Origin of the sequence: Paenibacillus sp. GCM10027629, assembly GCF_042676425.1 — a bacterium.
GTDB classification, from domain to species: domain Bacteria; phylum Bacillota; class Bacilli; order Paenibacillales; family Paenibacillaceae; genus Paenibacillus_K; species Paenibacillus_K terrigena.
Genome location: NZ_JBHTGZ010000009.1, coordinates 1,556,384 through 1,576,103, shown reverse-complemented (window position 1 = coordinate 1,576,103; position 19,720 = coordinate 1,556,384). Strand labels below are relative to the sequence as shown.

Genomic DNA, 19,720 nt, shown 5'->3' with positions numbered 1-19,720 from the left:
GGCGGGAGAGTAAGATGTAGACAGAAATCGTTCGATATATTCATCTACCTTTATGAAAGCGGTTAAAAGATTGTGTTAGATCATGACTTGAGATCCTATACCGCATTGCCTCATTTTTAAATGCCGCCTAATCCGAATGCTCCTTCCTATACATATTCCCATGAATTCAAATATTTTAAACTCATACTTCAACGATATATTCAGTTTCTAGAGGAAATAAGCAGTTCTCTTATTCCGGGATTATAGTTTTTTATAATCATATATCTAGTTTGAAGGAGGTAATTTATATTGTTTAGTTCCAGACAAAAAGCAAGAAAAGCACTCATTCTGGCAGCATTAATTGCACTACTTGTCAATTTTCCAAGCTATGCCAGGGCTGCAGACAATGGAAACGGTACGTACACAAATCCGATCATGTGGGGAGATTATCCAGATAACGACGTGATCAGGGTGGGAGACACCTATTATATGTCATCCACGAGTATGCATCTTTTTCCCGGAAGTCCCATCATGAGTTCCAAAGATTTAGTGAACTGGAAATACGAGAGTTATGCTGTCGACAGAATGGCAGGCGACATGTACGATCTCAAGAATGGACAGAATGCCTACGATGAAGGCCCATGGGCGACAAGCTTAAGGTATCATAACGGCAAATATTACTTGATGTATAACATTAATCGAGATGCAGCATTTGTAAGCGTTGCCAATAGCGCAATGGGTCCTTGGACGATATACAAACTGGAGGATGAACTCTACGATCCTGGTCTATTTTTTGACGACAATGGTAAGGTGTACGTTGTACATGGTCAAGGTCAACTCTACCTAAGCGAATTGAAAATCGTGAATGAAGAAACGGGTCAACTTTCTATTACTTCCAAAAGAGCCCCCGGCGCATCAAGAAATGGAAAGATGATCTACGATTATAAGGGCGGTTATTACAACGAAGGATCACATGTTTATAAAATTGGAGAGTATTATTACATCCTCAGCACGCCTACCTGGAATAAAGGCTCGAAGAAGGAAATTGCCATCCGCACGAAAGACTTGGCTAACGGTCCCTATGAAGTAAAGGATATTATGACCAGCTTTATGAATTTTACGGGCAATGGCATTCATCAGGGTGGGATTGTAGATGTCCCTCAAGGTGAAGGCAAGGCATCAGAGTGGTGGTCGGTCATATTCCAGGATCGAGGGAAGCTGGGACGTGTTCCAACCTTGCAGCCCGTGAACTGGAAAGATGGATGGCCATATATGGGAGAGCTGGATGGAGAAAAAGCTGTTGTTACTTTGAAGAAACCTAATATACCAGGTTTGGGTACAACGGAGCCAAAGGCGCCTGCAACATCAGATGAATTCAGCGGCAGCGCGTTAGGTCTGCAATGGCAGTGGAACCACAATCCTGACAATGACAAGTGGAGTCTTGCGGAAAGACCAGGCTTTATAAGACTTAAGACATCCAGCGTAACCAATGTTTTAGCCTATGCAAGAAATACACTAACGCAGCGAATCATTGGTCCGGATAGCACGGCAACTGTAAAGATGGATATCAGTCATATGGCGGATGGAGATCAAGCTGGATTGTCTGTCATCCAACGAGATTCCAATTTCATTGGCATTAAGAATGAAGATGGAAAGAAGAGTATTGTTGTTCAAGACTTATGGACAGAACAGGCATCCATTGATCTTCCCGAAGGAACAACGAATATCTGGTTTAGAGCTGAAACTCCAAGATTTGAGTATCGAACGGAATTCTCATACAGCTTAGACGGCGTGAACTTCACTAGATTAGGCGGAAGATATGACATGCGTTACGGAACCTATGTTGGGATGAGGTTTGGTATTTTCAACTACGCAACAAAGGCTCTAGGCGGATATATTGATGTGGATTCATTTGAACTGACAACGACTGAAAATCAAGGGAATTTATTTAGCTTAAATAAGAAGATTGATGCTGAACGTTATGATGATCAGAACTATGTTACAGATAAGAATCTAACGATCAACGCAAAAACAGAGTGGACAAATGATGATGTAAACGACGGATATGACCAAAGTATGGCGAATATCAAGAATGGCGATTGGCTGCGTTACGACCAGGTAGATTTCGGGAACGGTGAAGCAAAATGGTTTAACGCTAGAATAGCGAGCAACAAAACGGGCGGCAAGATCGAGGTTAAACTGGCTGATGCACAAGGAAATCCGGCTGAAACGATCGCAACATTGCAAATTCCAAATACAAGTGATTTGAATACTTATGTAAATGCTAAGGCGGAGCTGTCAAGAAAAGTCACCGGTAAGCAAAAGATTTTCTTCGTATTTAACGGTGCGGATAAGGAAATATGCAAGCTCAACTGGTTTATGTTCGGGTCAGGTGATTATCCAGCGATTGCAGCAGTTCCAGCTCATGTTCAAGTGGGTTCAACAATGAGCTCAACGATCGATATCGCATGGGATGCCGTACCTGGGGCATTGCAGTATGATATTAAAATTGATAATAAGATCATAAGCAATGCGACAAGCCCATTCTCAGAAACTGGCTTACTTCCTGGAGCAACGTATACCGTACAGGTTCGATCAAAGAACTTTTCGGGGTTCAGTGAATGGAGTGAGGGTGTAAAGATAACAACCAAAGCTGACCCGGAAATGATTCCTTCCAGTGGCATGACAGTAACTGCTTCAAGTGAGGAAACGCAAGCCGAAGATAATAAGGCAGCAAATGTCTTAGATGGAAACCTAGATACGATCTGGCATACCAAGTGGAATGGTGGAAATACGCCTCCTCATACATTGGATTTCAACTTAGGGCAGACGTATGACGTATATAAGCTTAAATATATTCCAAGACAGTCCGGTGGAGATAACGGTATTGTAACCAAGTACAACATATACACAAGCATGGATGGTGTGAACTACACCTTGGTCAAGGAAAATGGAACATTTGTAAATGATTCCATGCCGAAGACAGTAACATTTAGACCCACTCAGGCTCATTACCTGAGATTTGAAGTATTGGCTGGTCATAATGGTTTCGGTTCCGGCGCTGAAATAAACCTTTATCAAAATGCAGACTCCATACCGGTCGTGTCTGGCAACAAGCCAGCTACAGCAAGCAGTGTACAAGTAGGTTATGAAGCTTCAAAGGCTAACGATGGCGATCTAGCTACCGCATGGAAAGCTGCAGTTCAAGATACTATGAAGACGTGGACGGTAGACTTGGAAGAAAAGTATGACTTGACGGGGATCGAGCTTGAATGGGCTGCTGCAAACGCAAGCAAGTACAAGGTTGAAGTGTCGGGTGATAACAAGGTTTGGACGCGTGCCGTTGACAGAACGGCGGATACCGAAACCAGCAAGGTTAAAAAAGATAACGTTTCAAACAATGCAGTAAGGTATGTCAAGGTAACCTTTACGGAAGGGATCGCAACTATTGATGAAATTAGAATTCACGGTACCAAGAGCGTAATCGTTCCGGAATCACGGAATGTTGTACTCAACAAACCTGCTATTTCAGATAGCCAGCAGAACAGCAATCCCGCATCCGCAGGCAACGACGGCGATGAGTCAACACGTTGGTGTGTGGCGGATGATAAGCATCCGCATTACTGGCAGGTGAATCTCGGTGGAAAATATGATTTAACGGGTTCAAAGGTCATATTTGAGAAAGCCGGTAAGGCGATGATGTATAAGATTGAGGTTTCAAGTGACGCTGCAACTTGGACGACAGTGGTTGACCATATGAATAACACGACCAACACGGAACAAGTCAGAACAGATAACTGGACGGCGAAGGGGGTTGAACATGTCAAGGTGACTGTCATGGGATACCCAGACTTGTGGGGAGGTTTCCATGAGTTTGAAGCTTACGGCGTTAAATCAACGTTGGTGGATACAACAGTGCTGAAGGCAGCGATTGCAGCTGCTCAAGTCAAAGTGGAACATGCCGTAGTTGGTAATCAGCCTGGCCAATATCCGCAAGCAGCCGTCGATGCCTTCAAAGCAGCAATTGCAACAGCACAAAATGTTGTCGATACAGCAGCAACGCAGGCAGACGTGACAGCCGGAATCGAAGCGCTTCAATCCGCGGTTAAAGCTTTCGATGATGCCGCAGTAACGGCTGCGCCGTCCAGCTCCATCACGACGCCAGCTACAGTAACTGCCGGTAAAGAGTTCAACGTGCAAGTTGGTCTCAGCAGCGTAACGCAAGAGGTATATGCGCAGGATCTATCTGTCGAGTTCGATCCGGCTACGCTCGAATTCTTGTCTGCGAGATCCCTCATTCAAGGAGTTAGCATCATCGATAAGAAGACGACGCCGGATGGCAAGCTGCGGTTCATCGTCGCAAGCGTTGGTCCAGGCCATACCGTAACAGGCACGAAAAATGTCGTTGAACTGACGTTCAAAGCGAAGGAAGTAGCTGAAGCGGCGGTAAATAGTGTCATCTCGCTGACGAAGGTTATGATTTCGGATGCCGAAGGGGCAGAGATGACGATCGGAAATGCGAGCTCTACCGTACAAGTAGTGAAGGAGCAACCGCCAGTTGCGACAGGCGACTTGAACGGCGACGGCAAAGTAACGATCGGTGACCTTGCGATTGCTGCTGCGAACTATGGAGCAACGAAGGATAGCCCGAACTGGAGTAAGCTGCAAATGGCTGACTTTGACAAGAATGGCGTCATTGATATCAGCGACTTGGCGGCGATTGCGCAGAAGATTATTCAATGATGCAATAACGTCACTGTACATTTGTAATGGATGACGAGATTAGAGCAGCTCGAGGCGATCTTGGGCTGCTCTATTTTTCATGTATACTGGAACCGTAAAATATATCAAGAAATCCAAATTATCGTCATTAACCTCCCATTGGCGGGAGAGTAAGATGTAAACAATACATAAATCGACGGATTTATCGATCTTCGCGCCAAACAGATGTCGCATTTTGTGGAATGTTCCTTCCTATGAAGAAATGATACTGGCGGCAAATTTGTAAGCGATTTCAAAATATTAAACTCAAAGGAGGTGATGCCGGCTTCATGGCATTGCACTAAAGCTTAATAGCAAGTACTAGATGAAATCTGAGGAGGTAGCAAATGTCACTGTCAAAGGTAATAAGAAACTTAGCAATTGTGGTAGCCTCTGCACAAATGATTAGCATTACGATTCCTGCATTTTCAGGGATTGCGGATGCTGCTGCAAGTAATGATGGAATCATAACATCCAATGAAATGTCCGTTCAATTAGATCAGAATTTCCCAAGAGTAATCAAGTATGAAATAAATAACAAAGTGCTGCATGGTTCAGAAGATGTATTAAACAAAATCAGAATCAACGGAACAGATTATGTACCGAAAGTGACGTACACAGAAGAGGCAGATCAAGCCCACTATGTGCTAACTGTTGATGAGCTGAATGTAGTCATCAATCTAACCATGACCGTAGAAAAGAATACACTTGATTTCGTAGTAACCAAGGTAGAAGAGAATGGTACAGCAAGAATACACACCATTGAAATTCCAGATCATAGTTTGGTATCGGTAAGAAGTACAGAAGCGGGTGCCCAATTTGCCGGTTCCCGAATGGAAACCGCTGTTTATAAAAAAGGCGACGTGTATCAAGATGTATCAGGAACTCCTGCGGCAGATACTTCGCCAAGAAACTATATGTACGCGTTCATCAACAATGATCAACTAGCAGCAGGGGTTTGGTCGAATGCATTCGGTGATACAAAAGCCGATGGAGATAATGACAATCACCGTATTGTGAAGCAGACGACCAAGAAAACGGATTACTCTCGTACGGCTTTGTGGAGTGCTTCATGGGTATATCGTGGAAATAATATGCCAGATAACATAACAGAATCATTACCACATAGTAAGGTCGTTATTACAGCGGATGCAAATGCGGACGCTAAAATAGATTGGCAGGATGCAGCTGTTGCATTCCGAGATATCATGAACAATCCTGTAGGCAGCGATCGCATGTCCGAACTTGTTGTTCATCGTATACCGATGAACTTTGGCAGCCAGGCAACCAACCCATTCTTGAAATCACTCGATGAAACAAAGCGAATTTATCTCTCAACGGATGGGCTCGGACAGTGGGTGGAATTAAAGGGTTACCAAGCTGAAGGGCATGACTCTGCACATCCGGATTATGGCGGACATATCGGTGTTCGTCAGGGTGGACAGAAGGATATGGATACGCTTGTAAGAGAAGCACAGAAATACAATGCTTTCATGGGTGTACATATTAGTGGTACAGGTGCTCACCCAGAAGCCAAGGCTTTTGATGATCAATTAGTTAATGTCAACAAACCCGGTTGGGACTGGCTTGATGCATCCTATGACTTTGATGATCCCACATATCGTAGAGAAGTTACTACTGGGAACAGATTGAACCGTCTACAGATGTTGAAGGACGATGCGCCAACACTTGATTTTATTTATGCCGATGCATGGTATGAGCAGGGCTTTAACGGAAGAAGATTTGCAAGAGATGTGAATTCTTTTGGCTGGGCGCTTATGACGGAGTTCCCAAATGTATTAGAAGATGAAGCCGTATGGAATCACTGGTCGGTTGACTATGATTACGGCGGTAAGCATACCAAGGGTTATAGCAGTGATATCGCAAGATTTGTGCGAAATCACCAGAAAGATACATGGATTGTTCGCCATCCCATCCTAGGCGGTACGGAGGCAAATGATGCTGAAGGATGGCAGGGTAAAGTAGATTACGATGAAATGATCAATGAAGTATTCAAAACAAATCTACCAACGAAGTATCTGCAAAGCTTCCCTATGACAAAATACGATGTTAACAACAATGTGGGAAGAGTCGAATTTAAAGGAAATGTTGTTGCTGAAAGGAAAGAAGACGGAAAAAGGACCTTCACGAAAGATGGTAAAAAGCTTCTTGAAGAAGATGTAACCATTCAACAAGGAACAAGTGACGGTAATGTGTATGATGATGTCAAATTCAATAACCTCAAATATTTGTTACCATGGTCGCCAAATGCCGATAAGACAGGAAGCGAATTGGCAGGTGTTGAAGAAAAACTCTATCACTATAATGAGGTTGGCGGAACAACGACTTGGGAGCTTCCAAATAGCTGGAACAATGTATCGACAGTTAAGTTGTACACATTAACGGATACAGGTAAGAAAGATGAAAAAGTCATCGACGTAGTTGATGGCAAAGTCACGATTGATGCAGCAGCAAAACAACCGTACGTTGTTTATAAAGGAGACGTTACGCCAAAGGTTGAAGAGATGAATTGGGGATTTGCAATGCCTGCAAAGGATCCAAGCTTCAACAGCGGAACATTGGATCATTGGGATGTAAAGAGCGGTGCAGCAACAGTAGAACGTAACAATCGTGGACAGTATGAATTAGTAGTCCAAGACAATACAGAAGAAACGGTATTAGAGACTGGGTTATCAGGATTGAAGCCAGGGACATACTCAGCTTCCATGTATGTTCAGGTAGGGAATACACCAAATAGTACAAATGCTAGTGATCCTAACACGGCAGGAAATGCAAAACGTAAAACGACGATTGGTGTGAAAGATTTCGGCGGAGCAGACATCACGAACTATACGGAAAGCTCACCACTTAAGAACTATATCTCAGCTGACTCTAAGCACAGCACCAATATGCAGAGAATGAGAGTCGTATTTGATGTAGCAGCAGGACAGGAGACTGCAACATTGTACTTTAAGGTAGCTCCAGGAACTGCGATTGTAACCTTTGACGATGTTCGCTGCGTACCTATCCAGAGAGTTGTACCACAATCTCCAGATGTAATCGTAGCTGAAGATTTTGAACATGTTGACCAAGGTTTGACTCCATTTGTTATAGCTGATGCTGACGGCGTAAGTGATCCGCGTACTCACTTATCCGAATTACACGCTCCATACACGCAAAAAGGTTGGAATGGAAAAGCAGTTGATGACGTATTAAATGGCGATTGGTCCATTAAGTCTCATAAAACAGGTGGTGGTCTCATCATGAGAACATTACCGCAAACTTTAAGATTTGATAAAGGAACAACGTATGAAGTTTCATTCAAATATGAAAGTCAGTTTGATAAGAAGATTAATTTCGTGGTTGGTAATGGTAATAAGGAAATTATGAACGTACCTATGCCACAGGCAACCGTTCCTACACTGTATACGGTTAAATTTACAGCAAGCACAGAAGATTTCTGGATCGGTACAAGAAATACAGCTGGTGATTCAGCAGGAGACTTTATCCTTGATGATCTCGTGGTAAAAGAAGCAAAGGATGCTACCATTGAGCCACTACCAATTACACCTGTTGACTTATCTGTTATACCTGTAGATGGTATCCAAGCAAGTGCAACAGGTTATCAAGAAGGTGATAACCCTGAAAATGTTCTTGATGGAAACACAGGTTCATTGTGGCACACGGCTTGGGATGGAAGTGATAAACTACCACAATCCATTACGCTTGATTTAGGTAAAGCTTACAATGTTAACAGAGTAGACGTTACACCAAGACAGCAGACGGATAGTAAAGGTGTAGCTAATGGTAATGGCTTTATTACAAAATATGACTTATATGTTAAGTATGCAGATGCTGAAGATTTTGTAAAAGTTGTTGATAATGGTGTGTGGGAAAGAACCATTGCTACCAAACAAGTTGCGATTGACAGTTCAAAGCCAATCACTCATGTGAAGTTAACAGCGTTAGAAGGTATTAATGGTTGGGCGAGTGTAGCTGAAATGAGAGTGGCTCAAGAAGCTCCATCCATAACTGGACCCAATAAAGTTGAAGTTAGCACGACAGTTGGCATGTATCCGGAAATGCCTGCAACCGTAAAGGCAACATTGAGCAACAATACAGAAATGGAATTGCCAGTTCAATGGCCCGCCATTACCCCTTCTAAATATGCTGAAGTAGGAACATTTGAAGTCGTAGGGTACATTAATGGAGTTCAGGATGCAGCTATTACAGCTACTGTAACCGTAAAAGCGAGCGGAAAAGTAGATATCGTAGATGCCAAAGTGATGACGGTTTACACGACCGTAGGAACTGCACCTTTGATGCCAGCAACGGCTAAGATGGTAACTTCGAATGGTACAGTTATCAATGTACCTGTCACTTGGGATGAAATAGCCGAGGATCGCTACAAGAGTGCTGGATCATTTAATGTAACGGGTACCGTAGAAGGTACGAATATTAAAGCTCAGGCGATTGTTATCGTTACAAATGCTGGGACTGCAATCATTGATATTCCTGAAGTAAAAGTAAGTACAGTCATTGGTAAAGCACCAGTACTTCCAAGCATGCTTGAAGTAACATTCAGTGATCATACCAAGAGATTTGTATCTGTTACATGGGATCGTATTTCGGATGAACAGCTAAGTAAAGAAGGTCAGTTCACTGTAAATGGTACGATCGAAGGTACGGATAAGAAAGCTGTTGCACAAATTACAGTCAAAGAAAATCCAAACATTGCACTCCGGAAACCTGCAACTGCAAGCAGTCAGCAGTCAGGTAATACGGCAGCGATGGGTAATGACGGTCTAACATCAACTCGTTGGTGCGTAAGTAATCCAAGTACTGAACAGTGGTGGAAGGTTGACTTGAGTACACAGTATGATGTAACAGGTTCGAAGATTACTTGGGAAACAGCTTCAAGTACGATGAAGTATAAAATCGAAGTATCTACGGATGGCGAGAACTGGACTACAGCTGTCGATAAGTGGAGCACTCCAGTTACTCAAAGTATTACAGAAGATACTTGGACCGCCAAGAATGTTCAATTTATTAAAGTAACAGCTCTGGGTGTTGACCCAGCATGGGCAGGTTTCCGTGAGTTTGAAGCCTACGGTGCGAAATCAACTGTAGATCCTGGAACCGTTATTAAATCAATTTATCCGGTTACTGTTTCCACAACGGTTGGAATAGCTCCTCAATTACCGGCTAATGTAACTGTGGTTTATGAAGATAACACAACTGGTGAAGCAGCAGTAACCTGGGATGCTATAGATGAGAGCAAGTATGCACAGCCAGGTACATTTACAGTAAATGGTACAGTCGCTGGATCAGATGAGAAAGCTGTTGCAAATGTAACTGTAGAGAATAGCGTAGTTGTGGAGATTACTTCGATCAAACCAGTAACCGTTAGCACGCAACGGGGAACTGCACCTGTACTGCCAACTACAGTAATCGCTCTATATAGCGATAATACTGAAAAGAGTGTATCCGTATCTTGGGATCATATCGATGAAACAAAGTATTCCAAGCCTGGTCAATTTACAGTTCAAGGTACAGTGAATGGAACAAATATCAAAGCTACCGTAGAAGTAACAGTAACAAAGAAAAATGGAGGAGACAAAGACCCAGGAACGCCTCCTACGAAAGCACACGAAATCGTCATTGATAACGATGGAACCGTAAGAATCATCCCTGAGGCAACTGTAGATGGAAATACAGGCAAAGTGGTATTGGATAATTCAACAATGAATAAGGCATTTGCAAAAGCAGTTAAAGATCATATGGGAATTACCAATATTGTGATCGATCTGACCAAGAATGCTGATGCAATAACATGGGTTGTACAATTGCCATCACAGCAGGTGACTTCCAATAAAATGAATAAAACCATTCAATTCACAACTAATACCGGTGTCGTTACCATCCAGAATAATATGTATAAACCCAACGAGCTAAAAGGTTATGAAACCGTTGAGTTTATGATTGAGAATGGAATAATCACAAGCATCAATTAAGGCAGCACCCCCTTCAAACGAATACTCGAATCAGCTTTTTGAAATCAGGAGGTTCGAGTGCGACGAAGGGGGTTTTTCACGGTACACGAACGAATAAGATCTTATTTGGCGATTTCCGTAAATTTTATCAAGAAATCCAAAGTATCGTCATTAACTTCTCAGTGGCCGGAGAGTAAGATGAACACATATAAAGTCGATTGACTCTTCTCTTTTCACAATATCGATCAAGGTATTTGAAATTCTACACCCAATGACTATCCTCATTTAAGAAAGACACCAAACAGATATTTAGCATTTTGTAATTAGAATGCTCCCTCCCATGAATACTTCTATGAATTCAACTATATATTCAGATTCTCAAAAAATAAGTGATCTCTTCAACAGTCAGCAAGACAAGCAATGGTACCAGTGATATTGTAAGCGTTTTCACACATTTCGACTCAAAGGAGGTGATGCTTGATCGATGGCAATTGTATGAAAGATTAATTAAGAGTAATTGGCAAGTCATAGATTGAACTCGAAGGAGGATGGAAATGTCACTGTCTAAAGTCATTAGAAACTTAGCACTCGTGGTAGCCTCTGTACAGATGATTAGCATTACGATACCTGCATTTTCAGGAACTGCGGATGCTGCAGCTTATGATGGAATCATAGAATCCAATCAAATGAAAGTTCAAGTAGATCAGAAATTCCCACGAGTCATCAAGTATGAGCTGGGCAATAAAGTGTTGAACGGCTCAGAAGATGTATTGGACAAAATAAGAATTAACGGTAAAGACTATGTACCTAAAGTCGATTACACAGAAAGCGAAAACGAAGCGGATTATACGTTAACGATTAGCGAACTGGATATCGTCATAAAGGTGTCCATTACGGTGAAAAACAATACGCTTGACTTCCTAGTTACCGATGTGAAAGAAAACGGTTCAGCAAGGATACATACCATTGAAATTCCAAACCACAGCTTGGTATCGGTGAGAAGTACGGAAGCGGGCGCCAAATTTGCTGGTTCCAGAATGGAAACCGCAGTTTATAAAAAAGGCGACGTGTATCAAGATGTGTCAGGAACTCCTGCGGTAGATACTACCCCAAGAAACTATATGTACTCGTTCATTAACAATGATCAACTGGCAGCAGGGGTTTGGTCCAATGCATATGGTGATACAAATGCGGATGGAGACAATGACAACCACCGTATTGTGAAGCAGACGACAGCGAAAACGGGTTACTCCCGTACGGCTTTATGGAGTGCTTCGTGGGTATACCGCGGGAATAACATGCCAAATGATATTACGGAGCCGTTACCTCATACGAAAGTCGTGATCACAGCGGACGCCAACGGCGATGCAAAGTTGGATTGGCAGGATGCAGCCGTTGCATATCGCGAGATCATGAACAATCCCGTAGGAAGCGATCGGATGTCTGAACTTGTTGTTCACCGTATACCGATGAACTTTGGCAGTCAGGCAACCAATCCTTTCTTAAAGACATTAGATGAAACAAAGCGAATCTATCAATCGACAGACGGGCTTGGACAGTGGGTGGAGTTAAAGGGTTACCAAGCAGAAGGGCACGACTCCGCACATCCGGATTACGGCGGGCATATCGGTGTGCGTCAGGGCGGACAGAAGGATATGGATACGCTCGTAAGAGAAGCGCAGAAATATAATGCGTTTATGGGGGTACATATTAGCGGCACAGGGGCACACCCAGAAGCCAAGGCATTCGATGATCAATTAGTCAATTTGAACAAAGGCGGTTGGGATTGGCTAGATCAATCCTATGACTTTGATGACCCGACATACCGTAGAGAAGTTACTACTGGCAACAGACTGAACCGGTTACAAATGTTAAAGGACGATGCGCCGACGCTTGATTTTATCTATGCTGACGCATGGTATGAACAGGGGTTTAATGGAAAAAGATTTGCAAGAGAAGTGAATTCCTTGGGATGGACTCTGACGACGGAGTTTCCGAATGTATTAGAAAATGATGCCGTGTGGAATCACTGGTCGGTTGACTATGATTACGGAGGTAAGGGCACCAAGGGTTATAGTAGTGATATCGCAAGATTTGTGAGAAATCACCAGAAGGATACGTGGATTGCACGTCACCCTATTCTTGGCGGTACGGAGGCAAATGATGCTGAAGGATGGCAGGGTAGAGTAGATTATGATGACATGATCAATATTGTATTCAAAACAAATCTGCCAACGAAATACCTGCAAAGCTTCCCCATGACGAAATACGATGTCAAAAACAATGTTGGAAAAGTTGAATTTGCAGGAAATGTTGTTGCCGAAAGAGCATCAGACGGAAAGAGAACATTTACGAAAGATGGTAAAAAGCTTCTTGAAGAAAATGTAACAATTACACAAGCTTCTGAGGGTGGTAACCTTTACGATAAGGTCACTTATTCCAACCTTAAATATTTGTTGCCTTGGTCGCCAAATGCCGATAAGACAGCTAGCGAATTGGCTGGTGCTGAAGAAAAACTTTATCACTACAATGAAGTTGGTGGAACAACGACATGGGATCTGCCAAATAGCTGGAACAATGTATCGACTGTGAAGTTATATATATTAACAGATACGGGTAAGAAAGAAGAGAAAGTCATTAACGTCGTTAATGGAAAAATCACGATTGAAAATGTAGCAGCAAAACAGGCTTATGTTGTTTACAAAGGCGATGTTACGCCAAAGGTTGAAGCGATGAATTGGGGATTGGCAATGCCAGCCAAGGATCCAAGCTTCAACAGCGGGAAATTAGATCACTGGGATGTAAAGAGCGGTGCAGCAACTGTTGAGCGTAACGATCGTGGACAATATGAATTAGTTGTCAAAGGAAACACGGAAGAAACGGTATTAGAGACTGGGTTATCAGGATTGAAACCTGGAACCTACTCAGCATCCATATATGTTCAGGTCGGCAATACACCTAACGGTACAAACGGTAGTGATCCGAACACGGCAGGAAATGCAAAACGTAAAACGACAATTGGTGTGAAAGATTTCGGTGGGGCAGACATTACGAACTATACGGAAAGCTCACCACTTAAGAACTATATCTCAGCAGACTCCAAGCACAGCACCAATATGCAGAGAATGAGAGTCGTATTTGATGTAGCAGCAGGACAGGATACAGCGAAATTGTACTTGAAAGTAGCTCCAGGAACAGCGGCTGTAACATTTGACGATGTTCGCTGCGTTCCGACCAAGCGAGTTATACCACAATCTCCAGATGTACTCGTAGCTGAAGATTTTGAGAATGTGGACCAAGGTTTGACGCCATTTGTTATCGCAGATGCGGACGGCGTAAGTGATCCACGTACGCACTTATCTGAATTACACGCGCCATACACGCAAAAAGGATGGAATGGCAACCAAACGGATGACGTATTAAACGGCAACTGGTCCATTAAGACCCATAAATCTGGCGGCGGTCTTATCATGAGAACATTACCGCAGACTTTAAGATTCGATAAAGGAACAACTTACGAAGTAACTTTCAAGTATGAGAGCCAGTTCGATAAGAAGATTAACTTCGTGGTTGGTAATGGTAATAAGGAAATTATGAACGTACCTATGCCGCAGGCAACTGTTCCTACGCCGTTTACGGTTAAATTTACAGCAAGCTCTGAAGATTTCTGGATCGGAACAAGAAATACGGTTGGCAGTTCGGCAGGGGACTTCATCCTGGATGATCTAGTTGTGAAAGAAGCGAAGGACGCTACCATCGAACCGCCGCAAATTTCGCCTGTTGACTTAACGATTATACCTGTTAATGGGATCACAGCAAGTGCAACGGGGTATGAACCAAGTGATGCACCTAGAAATGTTCTTGATGGGAATACAAGTACATTATGGCACACAGCTTGGAATGGAAGTAATAAGTTACCACAATCCATTACGCTTAATTTAGGTAAAGCATACAATGCCAACAGAGTGGACGTAACTCCAAGACAGGAGACGAATGGCAGCGGTGTAGCTAATGGTAATGGCTTTATTACAAAATATGAATTATATGTGAAGGTTGCAGATGCTCAAGATTTTGTGAAAGTTGCAGATGGAACATGGGAGAAGACGATTGCAACGAAGCAAATTGCTATCGATAGTTCAAAGCCAATCACTCATGTGAAGTTAACAGCATTAGAAGGTATTAATGGTTGGGCGAGTGTCGCTGAGATGAGAGTTGCTCAACAAGCTCCTTCCATCACTGGACCAAAGACAGCAGAAGTCAGCACTACAGCTGGCATGCATCCGGAAATGCCTTCAACAGTAAAGGCAACAATGAGCAATGGCACCGTCATGGAATTGCCAGTTCAATGGCCAGCCATTGCCCCTTCCAAATATGCTGAGGTAGGAACCTTTGACGTTACAGGCCACATTAATGGTGTTCAGGATGCAACGATTACAGCGACCGTTACCGTTACAGCTGGTGGAGCAGTAGAGATCGTAGATGCCAAAGTGATGAATGTTTACACTTCGGTAGGAATTGCACCTGTTATGCCAGAAAAGGCTAAGATGGTCGCTTCAAACGGTACAGTTATCCAAGTGCCAGTCACTTGGGATGCAATTGCTGACAATAGCTATAAAAATGTTGGATCATTCAGCGTAGCGGGTACTGTAACAGGAACGAATATTAAGGCTCAGGCCATTGTTATCGTTACGAACTCAAGAGCTGAAATTGTTGCAATTCCTACAACAAAAATGAGCACGGTTATTGGCGTAAAACCGGTGTTACCAAGTACGATCGAAGTAACGATGAGCGATCAATCGAAGCGATTTGTATCGGTTGCGTGGGATCTCATTACAGATGAGCAGATCAGCAAAGTAGGTCAGTTTACTGTAAATGGTACGATTGAGGGTACTGAGAAGAAAGCTATTGCTGAAATTACAGTCAAAGAAGATCCGAACATTGCACTCCGAAAACCTGCAACGGCAAGCAGTCAGCAGTCAGGCAATACGGCAGCGATGGGTAATGACGGCCAAACATCAACGCGTTGGTGCGTAAGCAATCCAAGTACGGAACACTGGTGGAAGGTTGACCTCGGAGCACAGTACGATGTTACGGGTTCCAAGATTACTTGGGAATCGGCTTCAAGTACGGTGAAGTACAGAATAGAAGTTTCTTCGGACGGAGAAACCTGGAACAAGACGGTGGATAAGTGGAGTACCCCAGTAACTGAAAGTGTTACACAAGATACTTGGTCTGCTAAGAATGTTAAATTTATTAAAGTGACTGCTTTGGGTATTGATCCAACATGGGCAGGGTTCCGTGAGTTTGAAGCTTACGGCGCTAAATCAACGTTGGTGGATACAACAGCGCTGAAGGCAGCGATTGCAGCTGCTCAAGTCAAAGTGGATCATGCCATAGTTGGTAATCAGCCTGGCCAATATCCGCAAGCAGCCGTCGATGCATTCAAAGCAGCAATTGCAACAGCACAAAATGTTGTCAATACAGCAGCAACGCAGGCAGACGTGACAGCCGGAATCGAAGCGCTACAATCCGCGGTTAAAGCTTTCGATGATGCCGCAGCAACGGCTGTGCCGTCCGGCTCCATCACGGCGCCAGCTACAGTAACTGCTGGTAAAGAGTTCAACGTGCAAGTCGGTCTCAGCAGCGTAACGCAAGGGGTATATGCGCAGGATCTATCAGTCGAGTTTGATCCGGCTAAGCTCGAGTTCTTGTCTGCGAAATCCCTCATTATAGGGGTTAGCATCATCGATAAGAAGACGACGCCGGATGGCAAGCTGCGGTTTATTGTCGCAAGCGAAGGTCCAGGCAATGCCGTAACAGGCACGAAGAATGTCCTAGAACTGACGTTCAAAGCGAAGGAAGTAGCTGAGGCGGTAAATAGTGTCATCTCGCTGACGAAGGTCATGATTTCGGATGCCGAAGGAGCAGAGATGACCATCGGAAATGCGAGCTCTACCGTACAAGTGGTGAAGGAGCAACCGCCAGTTGCAACGGGCGACATGAACGGCGATGGCAAAGTAACGATCGGTGACCTTGCGATTGCTGCTGCAAACTATGGCGCAACCAAGGATAGCCCGAACTGGAGTAAACTGCGCATGGCTGACTTTGACAACAATGGCGTCATTGATATTAGTGACTTGGCGGCGATCGCGCAGAAGATTATTCAATAATGAAATCATGCCCCGATTGGGGGAGAGAGTCCGTTGTCTAGAACAGCGGGCTCTTTTTTCATCTCCGATTATCCGCTTTTGGTCAATTAACCCTTTCCTAGGCGAGTGCATACATTGTTAATACCAAAGTAGGTGTCAGGGAGGGGTTTATTTGAAACGGAAATCATGGATTGCAATGCTGCTGCTCGTGATGCTCAGCGGTATGGTGCTATCGGCATGCTCAGGCTCGAAAAGCGAATCGGTGAAGGTCAAAGTCGGGGAAGTGACGCGCTCCATGTTCTACGCGCCAGAATATGTTGCGCTAGCCAAAGGCTTTTTCAAGGATGAAGGGCTGGATGTGGACCTGCAGACGACAGCAGGCGGAGATAAGACGATGACAGCACTGCTATCGGGCGTCATTGACGTTGCACTCGTCGGTTCGGAGACATCGGTATATGTTGCGCAGCAAGGGGCGGATGATCCTGTTATCAATTTTGCGCAGCTTACGCAGACGGACGGCACGTTCCTGGTCTCCAGAAAACCGGTCGATTCGTTTAACTGGGATCAGTTGAAGAATTCTACTTTTCTCGGACAAAGAAAAGGCGGTATGCCGCAAATGGCGGGAGAATTTACGCTTAAGAAGCACGGAATCAACCCACAAGCGGATCTTAATTTGATTCAAAACATTGATTTCGCGAATATTGCTACGGCTTTCGCTTCCGGTACTGGAGATTATGTGCAGCTGTTCGAGCCGCAGGCATCGATTTTTGAGAAGGAAGGCAAGGGGCATGTCATCGCTTCATTCGGTGTAGAGAGCGGTAAATTGCCATATACCGTATTCATGACGAAGAAGAGCTTCATCGATAAGAACAGCGATACCGTTCAGAAATTCACGAATGCGGTGCACAAAGCGCAAATGTGGGTGCAGGAGAACAGTCCGGAAACGATTGCGGATACGATTCTTCCGTATTTCAAGGATACGGATCGGGACATTGCCGTCTCGGTTGTGAAGCGTTATAAGGAACAGGGCTCTTATGCAACGGATCCGATACTGGATGAGTCCGAATGGAATAACTTGATGGATGTCATGTCAACCGCAGGGGAATTGAAATCTAAGGTCGAGTACAAGAGCATTGTAAATACGTCATTTGCAGAAAAGTCCATGAAGTGATGAGGAGGGGGAGATACCATGTCAGATGTTCCCGTGGTCGGTCTTGAAGACGTTACACAAGTATATGTTACAGATCGGGAGGCAACGCTTGCGATTGACAGGTTCTCCCTCACGGTACAAACCGGTGAATTCGTCAGTCTCGTAGGGCCGAGTGGGTGTGGCAAGACGACAATTCTCTCAATGATTGCAGGTCTCCTGCTGCCTTCTTCGGGTCAGGTTCATGTGCTCGGAAGAGCCGTACAAGGTCCGACGCCCGTCGTCGGATATATGCTCCAGCAAGATTATCTGTTCCCATGGCGTACGATTCTGGAGAATGCGATGATCGGACTAGAACTCACGGGACAGAAGGATGATGCTTCTCGCGCCTATACCTTACATCTATTAGAAGAGATGGGTCTGCAGCATACGGCCAATTTGTATCCGCATCAATTATCTGGCGGCATGCGTCAGCGGGTGGCCTTGGTTCGAACGCTTGCGACCAAGCCGGATATTCTGCTGCTCGATGAGCCTTTCTCAGCACTTGATTATCAGACGAAGCTGCAGCTTGAGGATCTCGTGGCCTTCACGATGAAGCAGCATAAGAAAACGGCGATTCTTGTCACGCATGACCTCTCGGAAGCCGTCGCGATCAGTGATCGTGTGATCGTACTCGAGTCTCATCCAGGCCGATTCCGGAAGGAATTTCAGATTCCGGATGCCATTCGGAATGCCGAACCTTTCTATGCACGCGAGCAGGAAGGCTTCAATGCCTTATTCCATGAAGTCTGGAAAGAGCTTGAATCGACGGAAAGGAGGACGACGTAATGGAATCGACTTCAGCGGGTAACGGCCAGATTCAAGAGCTTCATCAAGCGCATTTGCTTCGCAAGCGGAAAATTCAGCGGAAGGTATTTGGTACGCAATTGCTGATTCTAATCGTATTTTTTGCTATATGGGAAGTCGCTGGCCGCAATAAATGGATTGATGTGCTTCTATTTAGTTATCCGAGCAAAGTATTTAACCAAATTTATCATGACATGTTAGATGGGTCGATTTGGGTGCACTTAGGCGCAACGGTAGGCGAGACCATCGTCGGATTTGTGCTCGGGACACTGCTTGGAACGGCGCTTGCTGCGGTGATCTGGTGGTGGGATTTTGCTGCGAAAGTACTCGACCCCTATATGGTCGTCTTTAACAGTATGCCGAAGGTTGCGCTCGGACCGTTATTTATTGTAGGTTTCGGACCGGGGTTTATGGCAATCGTCGCTACAACCTTGTCCATTACTGTCATGATTACAACTCTGACGGTCTATCAGAGCTTTCGCGAGGTCGATCCGAATTACGTCAAAGTGATTCGTGTCTTCGGAGGGAGCAAACGGGATGTCTTCTATAAAGTGATCTTGCGGGCATCATTCCCAGCTATCGTATCAACACTGAAGGTCAATGTCGGCTTGGCTTGGGTGGGTGTGATCGTAGGTGAATTCCTTGTCTCGAAGGTAGGGCTTGGCTATCTTATTATTTATGGGTTCCAGGTATTCAACTTCACCTTGGTCCTCTCAACGTTAGTCCTTATTGCCGTCGTCGCAACAGTGATGTATCAATTCGTCGCTTATCTGGAACGGAAGCTAACCTGAGAGATGTCCCCAAGTTGTTCCTTTGCGCGAAATAGAGTACCATAGAGTTCAATG

The 19,720-nt window shown here is 44.3% G+C and carries 6 protein-coding genes; all 6 read left to right on the top strand.

What is annotated here, in order from left to right:
* Positions 1 to 288: 288 nt before the first annotated feature.
* On the top strand, positions 289 to 4,722 hold the full coding sequence (locus ACFQZR_RS16670) for a discoidin domain-containing protein (RefSeq protein ID WP_379347773.1): 4,434 nt from the start codon (positions 289 to 291) through the stop codon (positions 4,720 to 4,722).
* A 365-nt stretch (positions 4,723 to 5,087) separates the two neighbouring features.
* Entirely contained in the window at positions 5,088 to 10,754 is a 5,667-nt protein-coding gene (locus tag ACFQZR_RS16665; RefSeq protein WP_379347771.1) for an endo-alpha-N-acetylgalactosaminidase family protein, read from the top strand.
* 533 nt (positions 10,755 to 11,287) lie between these two features.
* The gene (locus ACFQZR_RS16660) at positions 11,288 to 16,903 is read left to right on the top strand and encodes an endo-alpha-N-acetylgalactosaminidase family protein (protein WP_379347769.1); all 5,616 of its coding nucleotides are present in this window, start codon (positions 11,288 to 11,290) and stop codon (positions 16,901 to 16,903) included.
* A gap of 151 nt (positions 16,904 to 17,054) precedes the next feature.
* Complete coding sequence (locus tag ACFQZR_RS16655) at positions 17,055 to 18,053, top strand: ABC transporter substrate-binding protein (protein ID WP_379347767.1); 999 nt, start codon at positions 17,055 to 17,057, stop codon at positions 18,051 to 18,053.
* Between the two features lie 18 nt (positions 18,054 to 18,071).
* Positions 18,072 to 18,857, top strand: coding sequence for an ABC transporter ATP-binding protein (locus ACFQZR_RS16650; protein WP_018755588.1), 786 nt, complete (start codon positions 18,072 to 18,074; stop codon positions 18,855 to 18,857).
* A complete protein-coding gene (locus ACFQZR_RS16645) occupies positions 18,857 to 19,666 on the top strand; it encodes an ABC transporter permease (RefSeq protein WP_379347764.1) in 810 nt (269 codons plus the stop codon). The genes ACFQZR_RS16650 and ACFQZR_RS16645 overlap by 1 nt, the downstream gene beginning before the upstream one ends.
* Positions 19,667 to 19,720: the final 54 nt, after the last annotated feature.

What these genes read in the sequence shown, in the direction of transcription:
- ACFQZR_RS16665 (WP_379347771.1), top strand. Translation starts at nt 5,088, where the DNA reads ATGTCACTGTCAAAGGTAATAAGAAACTTAGCAATTGTGGTAGCCTCT.
- ACFQZR_RS16660 (WP_379347769.1), top strand. Translation starts at nt 11,288, where the DNA reads ATGTCACTGTCTAAAGTCATTAGAAACTTAGCACTCGTGGTAGCCTCT.
- ACFQZR_RS16650 (WP_018755588.1), top strand. Translation starts at nt 18,072, where the DNA reads ATGTCAGATGTTCCCGTGGTCGGTCTTGAAGACGTTACACAAGTATAT.
- ACFQZR_RS16645 (WP_379347764.1), top strand. Translation starts at nt 18,857, where the DNA reads ATGGAATCGACTTCAGCGGGTAACGGCCAGATTCAAGAGCTTCATCAA.